Raw genomic sequence first — 16344 nt, 5'->3', positions numbered from 1 at the left:
ATGAAAATCTTTATCTCTGCTGACATCGAAGGTATTGCGGGTGTGATGCGTCCGGAGCAATGCAGCCCGGGCAATGCGGATTACGAGGCCGCGCGGGCGCTGATGGAAGGCGAAGTGAATGCCGCCATTGACGGCGCATTTGCCGGTGGTGCAACCGAAGTCACGGTCGCTGACAGCCACGCCATGATGCAGAACCTGCGTGCGGACAAAATCGATCCGCGCGCCCGTCTGGTACAGGGCAAACCGCGCGGATTATCGATGGTTGAAGGCCTGCAACAGCAGCAATACGACGGCCTGATGTTTGTCGGCTATCACACCGCCGCCGGAGAAAACGGCGTACTGGCGCATACGATTAATGGCCGCGCCTTCTATCGCGTCAAACTCAACGGCAACGTGGTCGGTGAAAGTGATTTGTATGCCGCCGCCGGTGCCGAACTGAATGTTCCGCTATGGCTGGTGACCGGCGACGATCATCTCGAAACCTGGATCCGCCGCCATTACCCGGAATCCCAGTACGTCTGCGTAAAACGCGCGATTTCCGCCAATGCCGCCGAATCCGACAGCCCGTCAATTGCCTGCGCCAAAATCCGTAAGCAGGCGACGATTGCCGTCAGCAAACCCGCGCCGCTCACCGCCGGAAGATTCAGCGGGCCGTACCATCTGGAGCTGATGGCCGCCAAACCGGTTCTGGCCGACTTGTTCAGTCTGATCCCAGGCGTTGAGCGCATCGACGCCGTCACCGTCGGCTATCACAGCCCGAACGTTGCCAATATTATCAGCCTGTTAAGCGCATTTTCTTACCTTGCGACGACGCAGAAATAAATGCGCTTACGCCACATTGAAGTCTTTCAGGCGGTCTTACAGGCGGGCAGCGTCAGCGGCGCGGCGCGCCTGCTCAACGTTTCGCAGCCCAACGTCAGCCGCGTGTTGAACCACGCCGAGCAGCAGCTGGGTTTCACGCTTTTTGACCGCACGCCTCAGGGACTGATCGTCACGCCCGAAGGCCGCCGTCTGATGCCGGAAGTCGAGGCGTTGTTCAGCCATATTCAGGCGATTGGCGAACTGGCAGAGCAGCTGCGTCAGGGCGAGGGCCAGCATGTGCGCATCGGCTCTGCGCACGCGCTGGGGCACAGCGTGATGGCACCGGTGCTGGTGGATTTTCGCCGCCAGACGCCCGGCGGTAGCGTCGAACTGGTGACCGGGCATTTCAACACGCTGAGTCAGGATCTGCTGCAATACAAAATGGATTTTGCGCTGGCGTTCGGCGAGCAGGCCACGCAGGAACTGGTGGCCGAGTCGATTTATCAGGCCAACATGGTGGCGCTATTACCGAAAGATGCTGAGGTCGAAGGCCCGGTATCGCTGGCGTGGCTGTGTGAAAACGACTTACTGATGCTCCAGCAGCAGGATCCGCTCGGGCAGGTGCTCAACCGCGTCCTGCGCGAGAACGGCCTGATGCCGCATTCCGCGTTGTTCATCAAAACCTATTCCGTGATTGCCGACATGGTGCTGGCAGGCGGCGGTGTTGGCGTCGTCGATACGTTTACCGCCCGGCGATACGTCGATCAGCTGAAGATTGTGCCCGTCGTGGAAGCATTGCCGTTTGAGGTGATCCTGCTGAGCAGGAGAGATCAGCCGGCTTCACAGGCCGCGTTAAGGTTGAAACAGCTGATTCGGCGGAAATTGTGGGAGCTTGGGGAGGAAAAAGGGGGCTTTTGAATTCCTGAGTTCAACACCTTGGGTTGCCACCCAAACTGGCCTTAAGAGGCGCCTGTCGCCGCGCCTCTTAAGAATCTCCGGCTCTTTTACTGCCCGCTATCGCTCGCTGGCCATGTTTCAGCACCTCCGGCTAGTGCCGCAAACGCCGCCGCTGAGCGATCACTGCCACTAAAAAACCGAAATTTTCTCGATCCTTCTAAAGCGCCTCACTGCCAGTGAAAAACCAAAACCTTCTCAATCAAGCTTATGAAAACGGGTCTTAGGGTAACCCCTAAAAAAATCCCAAAAAAAAGCCCCGAAACAGTTTCAGGGCTTTCTAAGTCAGCAACCAATCAATGTTAGTTGATTTGCACCGGCATACCTGCACGCATCTCGATTGCGCGCTGAACTACAGTCTGGTTAACAGACGGAGACGATGCAACGGTGTTTGCGCTGCCGGTCAGCGTAATCGGAATCGGCTGCTGGGAATCAAACTCTTCCTGGTTGGAAGACAGCGGGTTGTGGATCTCAATATAACGTTTGCCGTCCGGCTCAACGGTGGCTTTCACCGGCTCGTTGATGAACTGAACGCGGGTATCTTGCGGCACATTGTCGTACAGCCATTTGATATCTGCGTCACGCAGACGCACACAACCGTGGCTTACGCGCAGGCCGATACCGAAGTTGGCATTGGTACCGTGAACCGCATACAGACGGCCAACGTACAGCGCGTACAGCCCCATCGGGTTGTCCGGGCCGGCAGGGAAGACTGCTGGCAGGAACTCACCACGGGCGGCATATTCCTGATGCATTTTTGCAGTCGGGGTCCAGGTCGGGCCCGCTTTTTTACGCTGTACAGTCGTCACCCAGTTCATCGGGGTGTCTTTGCCCAGTTCGCCGATACCGATTGGCAGAACGACAACGGTATTGGTGCCTTTCGGGTAGTAATACAGACGCATTTCAGCACTGTTGATGACGATGCCTTCATGTGGCGTTTCCGGCAGGATCAGTTGCTGAGGAATGGTCAGCACGGTGCCCGGCGTTGGCAGGAACGGGTCAACGCCAGGGTTGGCTTCGAGCATGTTGCTCAAACCCATCTGGTATTGCGCTGCAAAATGTTCCAGCGGCAGGCTGCTGCCCTGCGGAACGGTTACCGTAATGTTTTCACCGACCAGACGACCATTGTTCGCCGGAAGAGGATAGACCACAGCAAAAGACGCCTGGCTATATGCAGCAACTGCCAAAACCAGGGTAAGGATTGCGCGAATGCTCATTTTCATATTTTCGTTGGTCGTTAATGCCACACTGGCAGTTGTTGTCAGGATGTTGATTTCCCCCCGATGCGGAAGTTTCCGCCCGGAGGAATAGTGTACTTGCACATAGCTCTTGAAAGGGACTCAGTAACTGTAACGAATCGCATTTCAGGGCCGCCAATTATAAGGATTTATTTCAAACAGGCCAAAGCTTTCTCACCCTGTTCGAAAAGTTCCCTCCGGCAACCGCATTTTTTGCGGCTGCCTGCACAATTGCTTCACATTTCCACCCTCATTTACGGCAAAACGGCACCATCACCAGCGCAGCAATGAACATCCACGCCATGACCTGGAAGATATCGTTGAAAGCCAGCGTCAGGGATTGCGCCGCCACTTTTGCGCCGAACAGACCTTTAGCCATCAGCAACGCGTGTGCGGTGTCCGGCGTCAGGTGGCCGATTTTTTGCGACAGCGATCCAATCACGTCCTGCGCGTGGTCGCCGTATTGCCCAAGACTTTCACCGAAACGCGCCGCGTGAACGCGCGTCCAGTCCTGCAACCAGGTATTCACCGTCGCAATACCGACAGCGCCGCCCAGATTTCGCATCAGGTTAAACAAGCCTGAGGCATAGCGCAGTTCCGGCCCCTGAAAGGCAGTCAGCGCCATATTCACGCTCGGCACGATGCACAACATAATGAATAATCCGCGCACGACCTGCGGCCAGAAAAACTGTTCCGCGCCCCAATAAGGTGTGACGGCGGTCGTCAGCCATAAGCTCAGCGCGAAACCGGATAATCCCACAGTGATTAATATCCGGCGATCGACGCGGTTGATTAATCTCGCGGCGATCAGGGTACTGAAAAACTGCCCGACGCCAACGACAAAGACCGTCGTGCCAATTTCCAGGCTGTTGAAATCACGGATACGGCCGAGGAAAACCGGTGTCAGGTAGGTCGAGGCGTACAAACCAAAACCCACGACCAGATTGAATAAACAGGCGAAGGTAAAGGTCGGATCGCGAAAGGGCGTCAGGCGTACAATCGGGTTTTTGGAATAGAAGGAACGTTCGAGAAACAGAACAAAGGCCACCAGCGAAAACCAGGCTGAAATTTGGATCTGCGGATCGCTGAACCAGTTTATACGCGGGCCTTCTTCGAGCACGTACTCCAGGCAGCCGAGAGCGACGGCCATCGAAAATAAATGCACCCAGTCGATACGTTTGAGCATCGAAAAATCGGCTTTATCGACGTGGATGAACATCACCGCGCCGGTCGCCACCAGCACGCCGGGTAATATGTTGATGAAGAAGATCCAGCGCCAGTCGAGAACCTGCGTCACCACGCCGCCCACGGTCGGCCCAAGCGTCGGTGCCAGCACGCTGACCATCCCGAGGATCGCCGGAATGATCGCCTGCTGTTTGCCCTGAAACATGGCGAAGCCGGTTGCGAAAACCGTCGGCACCATCGCGCCGCCGGTAAAGCCCTGCAACGCGCGGAAGAAGATCATCGACTCAATATTCCAAGACAATCCGCAGCCGATGCTGCTGAGCGTAAACAGGGCGGCGGACGCGCTGAACAGCCAGCGGGTCGAAAGCGCCTGCGCCAGAAATGCCGAGAACGGGATCATCACCAGTTCGGCGATCAGGTATGAGGTTTGCACCCAGCTGATTTCATCCGGCCCGGCGGAAAGCCCGGCCTGGACATCATTAAGCGAAGCGGCGACGATCTGAATGTCGATCAACGCCAGAAACATGCCGAACGCCATTATGCTGAAAATCAGAAACTTGCGTGATGTCGGGTAATCCGCTGGCGAGATCGCGGCGGGGTGATTCAGGGTGGCTGACATATTTGTGAGATCCCGGGACTTGTTTATATGATGATCATCATATTAATATGATATCCATCATGCAATGAGGTGCGAGAAAAAATGAGCGAAGCAATAGTGAGTGGTGAGGTTGTCCCCCCGCAGTCAAAAGTGAATAAGCGATCAAAACGTATCTGGGTGGTCAGTGCGGTTGCGCTGGCTGTGGCGCTCGGCGGGGCGGCCTGGCTGATGGCGGCGCCTTCTTCAGAATCCACCGACGATGCGTATCTGACGGCCGACGCGACCACCGTTGCGCCAAAAGTGAAAGGTTTTGTGTCGCAAGTGCTGGTGCGGCATAACCAGCAGGTTCATGCCGGCGATAAACTGGTGCTTATCGACAGCGAAGAATTTACGGCGCGTCTGGCCGCCGCGCGGGGCGATCTGGATGATGCCCGTGCGCAGGTCGCGCAGCAGCAGGCGGCGCTGCTCAGCCAGCAGGCGCAGGAACAGCTGGCGCTGACGCAAATCGATGCGGCGCGAACCGCCATCCGCTCCTCGAAAGCCGAACAACAGCACGCCGAGGCCGAGCAGCAAAGGTATCAGTCGCTGGCGGTCAGTGGCGCGACGTCCCGTAATGATGCGGATCGCTATAAAACCGTGGCGGTGACGGCGGAACAGACCTCGGCACACGCGGCTGCCATGCTGAATGTCGCGCAAAATCAGGCGGCGGTGACGCACGCGCAGCGCGCTGAAATTGAAGCGGCGCTGGCGCTGGCAAATGCGGCGGTGGTGAAAGCGCAGGCGGCAGAAGATCTGGCGCAGCAGGATCTCAACCATACGACAATTTTTGCGGCGGTGGATGGCGTGGTCGGAAACCGTCAGGTGCAGGTCGGCGATTATGTGACACCCGGCCAGCGGCTGATGGCGCTGGTGCCCGATGAAGGGATTTACGTCACCGCCAATTTTAAAGAGACACAGACCGGCAGAATGCAGCCCGGCCAGAAAGCCGATGTGCAGGTAGATGCGTTGCCCGGCGTGACGTTCCGCGGGGAAGTGGACAGCCTTGCGCCCGGTTCCGGATCAACGTTTGCCCTGCTGCCGTTTGAGCCCGGCACCGGCAATTTTACCAAAATTGTCCAGCGCGTGCCGGTGCGTATTCGTCTGGATCCCGGTCAGCCGGAAGCCAGCGCACTGAGGCCGGGTCTGTCTGTCGATGCGCGCGTTTCGTTAACGGAACCGGTCAGGTAAACTGAGGCGGCAATTTATTCGATTATCAGGGTCTTACTATGCGCTACGAAAGTGAACATAAGCCTAAAATCCGCGAGCGGATTGTGAAGGAAGCTGCGAAAGCCATCCGCGCCAAAGGGCCGTTGCAGGTCAGCGTGGCGGGCGTGATGAGCAAAGCCGGGCTGACACATGGCGGGTTTTACGCGCACTTTGCCTCGAAAGACGCCCTGATCGAAGCCGCCATTCAGCAGATGTTTAATCAGGTGATGCTGCGCTGGGAGAAAAATAATCAGGGACTGACCGCGCAGCAACAACTGGCGGGCTATATCGATTTCTACCTTTCCCCGTGGCATCGCGACAACCGCGCGCAGGGTTGTCCGGTTTCCGCGCTGGCGTCAGAAACGCCCCGCATGTCGGCACCTTGTCAGGCTGAATTTGCACGCGGGATTGAAAGAATCCGCGGCATGATTATCCGCCAGCTGACTGAAATGGGCGTGGAAGATCCGCAGACGACGGCGGTGTCAGTCAGTTCGGAGCTGATGGGCAGTTTATCGCTGGCGCGATGCGAACCCGATCGCGAGGCGTCGGATGCGTTGCTGGAAAGTGCGAAGAAAGCGCTGATGGCGCGGCTAAATTTGCCGGAAGAATAAACTCTCAGAATCGCTCCCTCCCCTGCGAAGGGGAAGGTTGGGGTGGGGTATTAATTTCTAAATCAAAAAGTTAAGGTTTTCTTAAACAAGGTGTTAGCCCTTAAAACCCCCTCCCAGTCTCCCCCTTCGCAGGGGGAGGAGCTGAAAAAGCTATCAGAAATCATAACCGACAGTGGCGACCACGGTACGTTCCTGACCCCAGTAGCAATAGCTGGTGCCGTAACAGGCCGCGACGTATTTCTTGTCGAACAGATTGTTGGCGTTCAGCTGCACATACGCGCCTTTCAGCTGCGGATTGAACTGCACCAGATTCATACGCAGTGACGCATCAACCAGGGTTGCGGAAGGCATGTGACGGGTGTTTTCGTTATCCGCCCATTGTGTGCCGATGTAACGAACGCCAGCGCCCAGATCCACACCGATTGGCGTGTTGTACTGACCCCAGATGGAAGCCATCTGTTTTGGCGTCACGTACGGCGTGTTGCCGTTGTTTTCCGCCGCGTCGCGGATACGGACTTTATTGTAGGTATAACCCGCCATCACGTTGAAACGCTCGGTGACCTGTTTCTTGGCTTCCAGTTCCAGACCCTGTGAACGGATTTTACCCGCCGGCTCGTAGTAGCTGCCCACAACCACGCGGTTACCCACGTCTTTTTGCGTCAGGTCATACAGCGCGGCGGTGTACATATCGGACGTACCCACCGGCTGGTATTTGATCCCCGCTTCGTATTGCTCACTCTGCATCGGTTTCAGCAGCGTGCCATCTGCGCCCGGCAGGGCAGACGGCGTCATTGCCTGGCTGTAGCTGACGTACGGAGAAATCCCGTTGTCGAACGCATAAAGCAGGGAAGCGCGGCTGCTGAAGTGTTCGTCTTTACGTTCGCTGTTGGAGGTTTGCGCGTAAATACTTTCGTAGCTGCGGCTCGACGTTTTCAGGGTGTCGTAACGGCCTGACAGGGTCAGATACCACTTGTTCCAGCTCATCTCATCTTGCAGATAAGTGCCCATCTGCTCGTAACGGTTTTTGCCGCGTGAGTGGCTGTAATAATCCAGTGCATCACCGCCAACGCCGGTGTACGGGTTAAGCGTTTCGGCGTAAGCGCCGTCAGATTTCACGTCGTTTATGAAGTGAGAATAGTCAAAGCCGAGCACCACTTTGTGCGCGACTTCGCCGGTGGCGAAATCAGCTTCCAGCTGGTTATCGATAGCAAACGTATCGAGGGACGATTTCTCACCGGAATAGTAACGGTTCATCAGCGTGCGATCCGCGTTCCAGCCTGCCTGATACACCTGATCCAGTTCGGTATTGGAATGGGTGTAGTTGGTGTTCTGGCGGAATGACCAGACATCGTTAAATGTGTGCTGGAATTCGTAGCTGTAAATTTGTTCCCAGCGTTTGAACTGGTTGTAGGTGCTTTCGCCGTCAAAGAAGCCACGGCTCAGTTTCTGGCCATACAGGCTGCCGTCGGCCGGAACGGCGGCGTGATAACCGCCGGACGGATCTTTTTGCAGATACGCGCGCAGCAACAGGGAAGTGTTTTCATCCGGCGTCCACAGCAGTTGCGGGGAGATCGCATAACGTTCTTCGCGCTGATGATCGTACTGCGTGTCGCTGCTGCGGGTCATACCGGTCAGACGGAATGCCAGCGTATCGCTGAGCGCATTGGTGTAATCGAACGCGCCGCCTTTGGTGTTTTGTGTCCCGCCGGAAAGCTGGAAGTGACCTTCTTCAGCAAATTGCGGACGTTTGGTGGTTTCCATCACCACACCGCCGGGGATGCTCTGGCCGTAAAGCGCAGAAGACGGGCCTTTGACCACATCAATACGCTCAAGGAACCACGGATCAACCTGAATGGAGTTGTAGGTCGCGCCGTCGCTCAGAATACGCAGGCCATCAAGGAAAGTGTTGTTGACGTCACCGCCGTGGAAACCGCGCAGGGAGATGGTGTCATAACGCGTTGCACCACCGGCAAAGTTGGTGAAAACGCCCGGCGTATAGTTCAGGGCCGCATTGACGGTCGTGGCGTTCTGGTCAGTCATTTGCTGACGCGTGACCACAGAAACCGCCTGACCGGTAGTGATTAACGGCTGATCCGTTTTGGTCGCGCTTTTACTGGTTTTCGCACTGTAACCCTGCGTCGGAGCATCTGCGGTATCAGCAGGCGCGGCTTTGACAACGACGGTATCTTCGGCTGCAAGAGAAGCTGCCGGAACGGACAGCGCCATAGCGCACAGAAGCACCGAGCGTTTGAGGGGGAAAGCCAACAACATATTCATAGTCCCTATAAATAACCCGATAAATAATCGAGTAATTAATTGATGCGAGTGTATTGATGCGTGTGTGTAAACCCAAAAGCCAACAACGTTCCGTACTAAAGCGCCTGTACAGAAAATGACAGGGATTAACTAAAACGAGACGAATGTTAAACTTAATGATAATTGTTATCATTGTTATTTTACAAATTCAAGTGAACTTTCTGCAAAAAGTGTGAAGTGGCGACATTTTATCCGCATGAAATGAATGGCCTTTTTGTTTGTTTAACGAGCAGAGGGAAAGTTTTGCGGGCTGATGTCTGTTACAAATGTGCGGGAGAACCGGAGGGAACAGGGCCAGTTTTCAAAAGCACCATCCCGGCAGATGCCGGGACGGCAGGAAGTTGAAAGACAGTTTACCGGGCGAGACCAAAGCCAATCTCAAACAACGGTGATTCGCTGTCGTGCGGCATATCCGACTTCTGTTTCAAAACGGCTTCCATCGATGAAGGCAGCTCGAACGGCAGCTTGCCGGTGTAAGCCTCACCGCTGGTGAGGCGGCTGAACAGCACCGCGTCGCTGACGCCGAAGTTACCGATAACCGCTTTCGCTTTGTCATTCACGTTAGTGAGAATGGCCGGGCGGTCGAGATACACCGTCACCACGGTCGGCACTGCTTTGCTGGCTTTCACGATGGCCTGATAATCGGCGTTGTCATCCGTAAAGGCCAGCGAACCTTCGTGGTGACGTTTGCCGAAGAACCACTGTTTATGCGTTTGCTCATAAGGCGCATGGGCGCGGATCAACGCGATATCCGCCTTTTCGGGCGCATCCACCACGATGAAACCTGCGGCCTGTGCGGCTTTCGGGTCAATGCCATACAGCCAGACTTTCTTACCTTTTTTCAGCGGCAACAGGTCACCGGTATTTTGCAGCAAAACCAGGGAGTGACGTTGCGCCGCATCGGCTTCTTTCTGCCAGCTCTCGCGGCCCACGGTTTGCACCGCTTTCTGTGCGTCCACATACGGATTTTCAAACAGGCCGGTCTGGAATTTCTGTACCAGAATGCGGGTGACGGATTCGTCCAGACGTTGCTCTGTCAGCTGTTTCTCATTAACCGCGTTCACCAGCAGTTGCGAATCGGTCACGCCACCGAACTGATCGACACCGGCTTTCACCGCTTTAACAAAACGTTCTTGCGGCGTCAGGTTTTCCACGCCCCACGACATGCCGCCCGGCACCGGTTCTTTTCCTTCCGGCGCACCGTTGAGGCATTCATCGCTGCAATCATTGGTGATCAGCCAGTCGCTGAGGATCACGCCTTTAAAACCGTATTGCCCGCGCAGAATATCGGTCAGTAACTGATGGCTGAATCCGGCACCGACCTGTTCCAGCGGTTTGCCTTCAAACATGGCATTTTTCAGGATGGAATAGGTGGGCATGACGCTGGCGACGTTGGCTTCAAACGCGCCGGTGAACGGGTAGATATGTTCTTTGAGATTATTGCCGGGGAAGACGGCGTTCTTGCCGTAGACATTGTGGCTGTCGTAGCCGTTTTCCGCTGCGCCGTAACCGACCCAGTGTTTGACCACCGAAATGACGCTGCCGGAATTGAGACCATCGCCACCGTTTTGCATCCCTTCAATGTAACCGCGCACCATGTTATGCACGCGCGCCGGGTCTTCGCCAAAAGTTCCGCTGATGCGCGCCCAGCGGGGTTCGGTTGCCAGATCCGCCTGCGGCGAAAGCGCTTCGCGAATACCGACGGCCAGGTACTCCTGACGCACAATATCGGCGTAACGGCGGGTGACTTTTTCATTATTAATGGCCGCCAGCCCGAGCGTTTCCGGCCATTGGGTAAATTTGCCGGAAGCCGTGCTCGCGCCGGTCAGATATTCAAACGAGTTACGCGGGTCACTGCTGATAGTCACCGGAATACCGAGCCGCGTTTTTTCAGCAATCTGCTGCAATTTATTATTTTCTTCGGCCATCAGCGCCGGGTCTTCAGCGGAAAGGCGGGTGATCAGGCTGTTGACCTTTGCCCCGGAAATCATCTTTTCCGCCGCCTTCATATCATAATGCGTACCGGCGCCGATGGGGCTGTCACCCGTTGGCGCGGAACCGTGCATCATCACACCGGCTTTTTCTTCAAGCGTCATGCGTTTTACCAGATCCGCTGCGCGTTCTTCAGGCGTCAGCCGCCAGTCCTCATAGGGTTCAAGTTTGCCGGTGTGACTGAGGTCTTTGAATTTCAGGCCGTCAACGGTCAGTAACGTGGTTTCACGCTGGCTGAGTTCGGGCTGAGTCTCACTGGCGAAAACGGGCGGGGAGGAAAGTAGCAAGGCAGAAACAGCCAGGCTCAGAGGTTTGATCTTCATTATCATCCTTAATGATTGATATATATAGATACTCAATCATCGATCAATAACCTATTTGCGGGCTGGATATTGCGACCGGGTTCGCAAATAAAAATCCTCAGGTGATAGGGGCATTGCGCCCCGTAAAATAATTCAGCCCAGCACCATCCCCAATACCGCGCCCACCGCCAGTACCCACAGCGGGTGAATGCGTTTGTTAAGCGCCATCAGGGTACACAGCGCAATCACACCGGCGAGGGTCATTGTGGTGGCGGAGGCTTTGGCGATTAACAATCCGCTGGAGACTACCAGCCCGACGGTGACCGGCACCAGCCCGCGCTGAATAAGCTGACGCCACGGTTTATCTTTGTAACGCTTCCAGCCGCCCATGACGATAATTGTCACGATGGAAGACGGGCCGAATTTTGCCAGCGAAGAAACCAGCAGCCCGGACCACCCGGCAACCTGCCAGCCAATCAGGGGCACGATCATCATATTCGGGCCCGGCGCGGCCTGCGCCAGGGCAAACAGGGCGCTGAATTCCTGCGCGCTCATCCAGTGATGGATATCCACAACCGCGCGCTGCATCTCGGGGAGAATGGTATTTCCGCCACCAAACGCCAGCAGCGAAAGCTCGGTAAACAGCAGGGCGAGTGAGAGTAAAACGGCCATCAGTATTTACTCCTTGCGCAGATAAAAATACTGACCGGTGCCAGCACCAGCATGACCGGCAGCATCGGGATACGGAACGCGGCGATGGCGATGACGCCCGCGGCGACCAGCGCCAGTTGCAGCCATTTTCCCCACAGCGGCGCGAGCATTTTGAGTCCCGTGGATAACAGTAATCCCGCCGCCGCCGCGGCCATACCGGCGAACAGATGTTCTACCAGCGGCTCATTCTGATAACGCGCATAGACCAGACCCAGCAGCACGACGCAAATCGTCGGCGCGAGAATAAGTCCGAGAATGGCGGAAAGCGCACCGCGCAGCCCGCGAAATTCCATCCCCAATGCGACCGACAAATTGATGATATTACCGCCGGGCAAAAACTGGCACAGCCCGAGCAATTCGGTGAATTGTGCAGCGGTCAGCCAGCGGCGTTTATCCACCAGCATGTGCCGTGCCATCGGCAGTACGCCACCAAAGCCCGTCAGACCCAAAATGAAAAAGCCCATGAAAAGTTGTCCGCAATCGGGTGCGGGCGCAGTCTGGTCTTCGGTAATGAGCATGATTTTTTCCTGCGTGTAATCGGCCATCTCGACACTCTCCCTCAAATGTAATTCAAAGCCGCCAGAGGCGTAAATTTCGTTACGGATCATGCGCGCAGTCGTGACATGATGTCTAATGCCTTTAATAACGCGGATAGATACCCTGTGAGTATGGCAATGATCGAACTGAAACGGCTTAACGCCTTTGTCACCGTGGTGGAAGCCGGCAGTATTACCCGCGCTGCCGAACTATTGTTTATTCAGCAGCCGCCATTGACGCGCCTGTTGCAGGGGCTGGAGCAGGATTTCGGCGTGCCTTTATTGCAGCGTTTGCCGCGCGGGGTGATCCCGACCGAAGCCGGTGAGGTGTTGTTGCAGGAAGCGCGCGCCGTACTGGCGCGGGCGGAGCAACTGAATGCAGCGATGCGCCGCGCGGCACAGGGCGAACAGGGGCGCATCCGGATTGGGTTCACCAGCTCGGCGGCATTACATACGTTTGTGCCCGCGCTGTTACGCCGGTATCGCGAGATTTATCCGTCTGTCAGCACGCAGCTTGAGGAAAGCGGCAGCGGCGAGTTGCTGGAAGCCGTGGTGGCCGGGCAACTTGACGTGGCGTTTGTGCGCATGCCGGTCAAAGACATGCCGGAGCTGGAGATGGAAAAGGTGCTGGAGGAGCCAATGTGGGTCGCTGTTCCCGCCGGACACCGGCTGGCTGCGCGGGTTTCCGGTCAGCCGCTGAAACTCGAAGAACTGAGCAACGAACCCTTTGTGCTTTACCGTCGCCGCGCCGGGCAGGGGTTGTACGATGCGATACTTGCGGCGTATGTCCGCGCCGGATTCAGCCCGCATATTGTGCAGGAAGCGCCACGGCTGACGTCGTGCCTGAGTCTGGTCGGCGCGGGGCTGGGGATTTCGATTGTTCCGGCGTCCATGACGCGGCTCGGTGGCGACGGCGTGGTGTTTTTGCCGCTGGATGCCAGTACGCGGCTCAGCGCGCCGTTATATCTCGCACGGCGGGAAGACAGCCATGCATCGTCTATAATAAGTACGTTTTGTCAGCTGGTCAGAAAGCAGCTGGCCGGAGATTAAAGGTGTTGCTCGGAGATGTGTTTTTGCGTGGATTCGACGGTAATGCCGTCGGATTCGATGGCGCTGAGCAGACAATCGAGCAGGCCGGGGAAGCGGGCGTCCAGATCCTCACGGCGCAGGGAAAGTAAGTTAGCGCGTCCGTCCGGGCGCTGCCAGATCACGCCGCTGTCACGCAACACGCGCCAGTGGTGAGTCAGCGTCGATTTCGATAAGCCCTGCAAAAGGGTGCCGCACGGGTGTTCACCGCCTTTCGCTAAGGTGCGGATCACCGCCAGACGTAGCGGATTTCCCAGCGCAGTCAGCACATTTTCGAGACGGATCTGCTCGCGTTCAGGGTGGTTGGCTATCATCGGACTTTCCTTACTTAGACGTGTGTTAACGCGGCCGCGCAATATAGCCTATCCCTCTGCTGCTGTACAACGCGACGGCCTCTGACCAATTTCATCGATAGAATAAATTAATTGTACGAATATACACGTACAATTGTAGTATACTCTCCGCACTAAGAAGTTTAGTACTCATTACTTTGTGACGGGACGTGAAAACCACTCTCCGCCAACTTAGCCATCAACCAGTAAGGACGTTATATGGCTCGCAAAACGCCAATCGAGCGCTACCGCAATATCGGTATCTCAGCACACATCGACGCAGGTAAAACCACCACCACCGAGCGTATTCTTTTCTATACCGGCATGAACCATAAGCTGGGAGAAGTGCATGACGGCGGTGCGACCACAGACTGGATGGCTCAGGAGCAGGAGCGCGGTATTACCATCACGTCTGCTGCTGTCACCTGTTTCTGGCGCGGGATGGATCACTCGTTCGATGAGCATCGCATTAATATTATCGACACGCCGGGGCACGTGGATTTCACTATTGAAGTGGAACGTTCCATGCGCGTTCTCGACGGTGCGGTCATGGTGTATGACGCCGTGGGCGGCGTGCAACCGCAGTCTGAAACTGTCTGGCGTCAGGCCAACAAATACAAAGTGCCGCGTCTGGCGTTCGTCAACAAAATGGACCGCCAGGGCGCAGATTTCTTTCGTGTCCGCCAGATGATGGTGGACCGCCTGAAAGCCAATCCGGTACCGATTGTTATTCCGATTGGTAAAGAAGAGCATTTCACCGGCGTGGTGGATTTGCGCAAAATGCGCGCCATTTTGTGGGACGACGCGACACAAGGTATGACCTTTACCTATGAAGCGATCCCGGCAGAGTTGCAGGCGCTGGCGGAAGAGTGGCGCGAGAAAATGGTCTCGGCTGCTGCGGAAGCCAACGACGCGCTGATGGATAAATATCTTGAAGAAGGCACGCTGACGGAGGATGAAATTACCCAAGGTCTGCGTCTGCGCACCATCGCCGGGGAAATCCAGCCGATGCTGTGTGGCAGCGCGTTCAAGAATAAAGGCGTGCAGCGCATGCTTGATGCTGTGATTGAACTGATGCCGTCTCCGCTGGATATTCCGCCGGTTGCCGGTACGGACGAGGATGGCAACGAAGTGTTCCGTCATTCCGACGATAACGAGAAGTTCTCGGCGCTGGCGTTCAAACTGATGACTGACCCCTATGTCGGCCAGCTGACGTTTGTCCGTGTTTATTCCGGCGTGCTGAAAAAAGGCGACAGCGTCTACAACCCGGTGCGCGGCAAGAAAGAACGCATCGGGCGTATCGTGCAGATGCATGCCAACGACCGCATCGAGATAGATGAAATCCGTGCCGGTGATATCGCGGCCTGTGTGGGCCTGAAAGATGTCACCACCGGTGAAACGCTGTGCGACCCGAGTGACATTATTACGCTGGTGCGTATGGAATTCCCGGATCCGGTGATTTCGCAAGCCATCGAGCCGAAGACTAAGGCTGACCAGGAAAAAATGGGCATCGCGCTGTCACGACTGGCATCAGAAGACCCGTCGTTCCGCATCCGGACTGATGAGGAATCCGGCCAGACGATCATTTCCGGAATGGGCGAACTGCATCTTGAGATTATCGTTGACCGCATGAAACGTGAGTTCGGCGTGGAAGCCAACATCGGTAAACCGCAGGTCACGTACCGCGAGACGGTGCGCAAAACGGTGAAAGATGTGGAAGGGAAATTTGTGCGTCAGTCTGGCGGTAAAGGTCAGTACGGTCATGTGGTCTTCACGCTCGAACCGTTGCCGGCAGGCACGGGGTTTGAGTTTGTCGATGCGACTAAAGGTGGCGTGGTGCCGCGCGACTATATCCCCGCTGTAGAAAAAGGGGTCACGGAAGCGCTGAACAACGGCATTCTGGCCGGTTATCCGGTGGTCGATGTCAAAGTGACGCTGACGTTCGGTTCATACCACGAGGTCGATTCTTCGGAAATGGCGTTCAAAATGGCGGCCATCTTTGGTTTCAAAGAAGCAGCTAAACGGGCAGATCCGGTTATCCTCGAGCCGATGATGAAAGTCGAAGTGGAAACCCCGGAAGAGTACGCCGGTGGCGTGATGGGCGATTTGTCGTCGCGTCGCGGTACGGTGCAGGGCATGGAGGAGATTGCGGGCGGTGGTGGGAAAATTATCAAAGCCGAAGTTCCTCTGTCGGAAATGTTCGGTTATTCCACCGTTTTGCGGTCGATGTCGCAAGGTCGTGCAACCTACAGCATGGAGTTCAATCACTATGCCGAAGCACCGCGCAATGTTGCAGAAAACATCATTGCATCGCGTGGTAAATAAGTAAAACCGGCGTAATCTCCGCTCAAGACAAAACGGTCCGCAAGGGCCGTTTTTTTTAGTCGTGGAAAGAGTGCTGAACCTACTAAAGGAACTTGTGATGAGGAGCTTGTGA

13 protein-coding genes are annotated in these 16344 nt (G+C 55.9%); 6 read left to right on the top strand and 7 right to left on the bottom strand.

The annotated features are described in order from the left end of the window. Together J1782_RS11685 and J1782_RS11680 are read left to right on the top strand one after the other, a co-directional pair. Nucleotides 1-822, top strand: a complete 822-nt coding sequence (locus J1782_RS11685; RefSeq protein WP_152327028.1) for a M55 family metallopeptidase — start codon at nt 1-3, stop codon at nt 820-822. Further along, the gene (locus J1782_RS11680) at nt 823-1719 is read left to right on the top strand and encodes a LysR family transcriptional regulator (protein ID WP_165057825.1); all 897 of its coding nucleotides are present in this window, start codon (nt 823-825) and stop codon (nt 1717-1719) included. A gap of 338 nt (nt 1720-2057) precedes the next feature. Here the strand turns inward: J1782_RS11680 and J1782_RS11675 are convergent, their stop codons facing one another. Both J1782_RS11675 and J1782_RS11670 read right to left on the bottom strand, forming a co-directional pair. Continuing rightward, complete coding sequence (locus J1782_RS11675) at nt 2058-2978, bottom strand: L,D-transpeptidase family protein (protein ID WP_152327030.1); 921 nt, start codon at nt 2976-2978, stop codon at nt 2058-2060. A gap of 265 nt (nt 2979-3243) precedes the next feature. Then, nucleotides 3244-4797 (bottom strand): DHA2 family efflux MFS transporter permease subunit, encoded by a 1554-nt coding sequence (locus J1782_RS11670; protein ID WP_217153195.1) that lies wholly within the window; start codon nt 4795-4797, stop codon nt 3244-3246. Nucleotides 4798-4878: 81 nt separating this feature from the next. Here J1782_RS11670 and J1782_RS11665 point away from each other — a divergent pair, with 81 nt between their 5' ends. Together J1782_RS11665 and J1782_RS11660 are read left to right on the top strand one after the other, a co-directional pair. Then, the gene (locus J1782_RS11665) at nt 4879-6003 is read left to right on the top strand and encodes an HlyD family secretion protein (protein WP_217153194.1); all 1125 of its coding nucleotides are present in this window, start codon (nt 4879-4881) and stop codon (nt 6001-6003) included. Nucleotides 6004-6041: 38 nt separating this feature from the next. Further along, the gene (locus J1782_RS11660; protein WP_152327033.1) at nt 6042-6632 is read left to right on the top strand and encodes a TetR/AcrR family transcriptional regulator; all 591 of its coding nucleotides are present in this window, start codon (nt 6042-6044) and stop codon (nt 6630-6632) included. 153 nt (nt 6633-6785) lie between these two features. Here J1782_RS11660 and J1782_RS11655 read toward each other — a convergent pair whose 3' ends face one another. The 4 genes from J1782_RS11655 to J1782_RS11640 all read right to left on the bottom strand — a co-directional run bounded on the left by J1782_RS11655 (nt 6786) and on the right by J1782_RS11640 (nt 12498). Continuing rightward, a complete protein-coding gene (locus J1782_RS11655) occupies nt 6786-8903 on the bottom strand; it encodes a TonB-dependent siderophore receptor (protein WP_165057821.1) in 2118 nt (705 codons plus the stop codon). A 398-nt stretch (nt 8904-9301) separates the two neighbouring features. Then, nucleotides 9302-11263, bottom strand: coding sequence for a glycoside hydrolase family 3 protein (locus J1782_RS11650; RefSeq protein WP_217153193.1), 1962 nt, complete (start codon nt 11261-11263; stop codon nt 9302-9304). Nucleotides 11264-11395: 132 nt separating this feature from the next. Then, a complete protein-coding gene (locus J1782_RS11645) occupies nt 11396-11914 on the bottom strand; it encodes a chromate transporter (protein ID WP_152327036.1) in 519 nt (172 codons plus the stop codon). Continuing rightward, nucleotides 11914-12498, bottom strand: a complete 585-nt coding sequence (locus J1782_RS11640; protein WP_217153208.1) for a chromate transporter — start codon at nt 12496-12498, stop codon at nt 11914-11916. Before J1782_RS11640 ends, J1782_RS11645 begins: the two co-directional genes overlap by 1 nt. Nucleotides 12499-12621: 123 nt before the next feature. Here J1782_RS11640 and J1782_RS11635 point away from each other — a divergent pair, with 123 nt between their 5' ends. After that, a complete protein-coding gene (locus J1782_RS11635; RefSeq protein WP_195815358.1) occupies nt 12622-13539 on the top strand; it encodes a LysR family transcriptional regulator in 918 nt (305 codons plus the stop codon). Here the strand turns inward: J1782_RS11635 and J1782_RS11630 are convergent. Beyond that, entirely contained in the window at nt 13536-13889 is a 354-nt protein-coding gene (locus J1782_RS11630) for a helix-turn-helix transcriptional regulator (protein ID WP_152327037.1), read from the bottom strand. The genes J1782_RS11635 and J1782_RS11630 overlap by 4 nt on opposite strands. Nucleotides 13890-14126: 237 nt before the next feature. Here J1782_RS11630 and fusA point away from each other — a divergent pair, with 237 nt between their 5' ends. Then, nucleotides 14127-16232, top strand: a complete 2106-nt coding sequence (gene fusA, locus J1782_RS11625; RefSeq protein WP_208952007.1) for an elongation factor G — start codon at nt 14127-14129, stop codon at nt 16230-16232. The last annotated feature ends 112 nt before the right edge of the window (nt 16233-16344 follow it).

The sequence above is a fragment of the Rahnella sp. BCC 1045 genome, from assembly GCF_019049615.1.
Classification (GTDB): Bacteria; Pseudomonadota; Gammaproteobacteria; order Enterobacterales; family Enterobacteriaceae; genus Rahnella; species Rahnella contaminans.
Note: the sequence above shows the minus strand (reverse complement) of the source record. Positions and strands in the feature narration are given on the sequence as shown.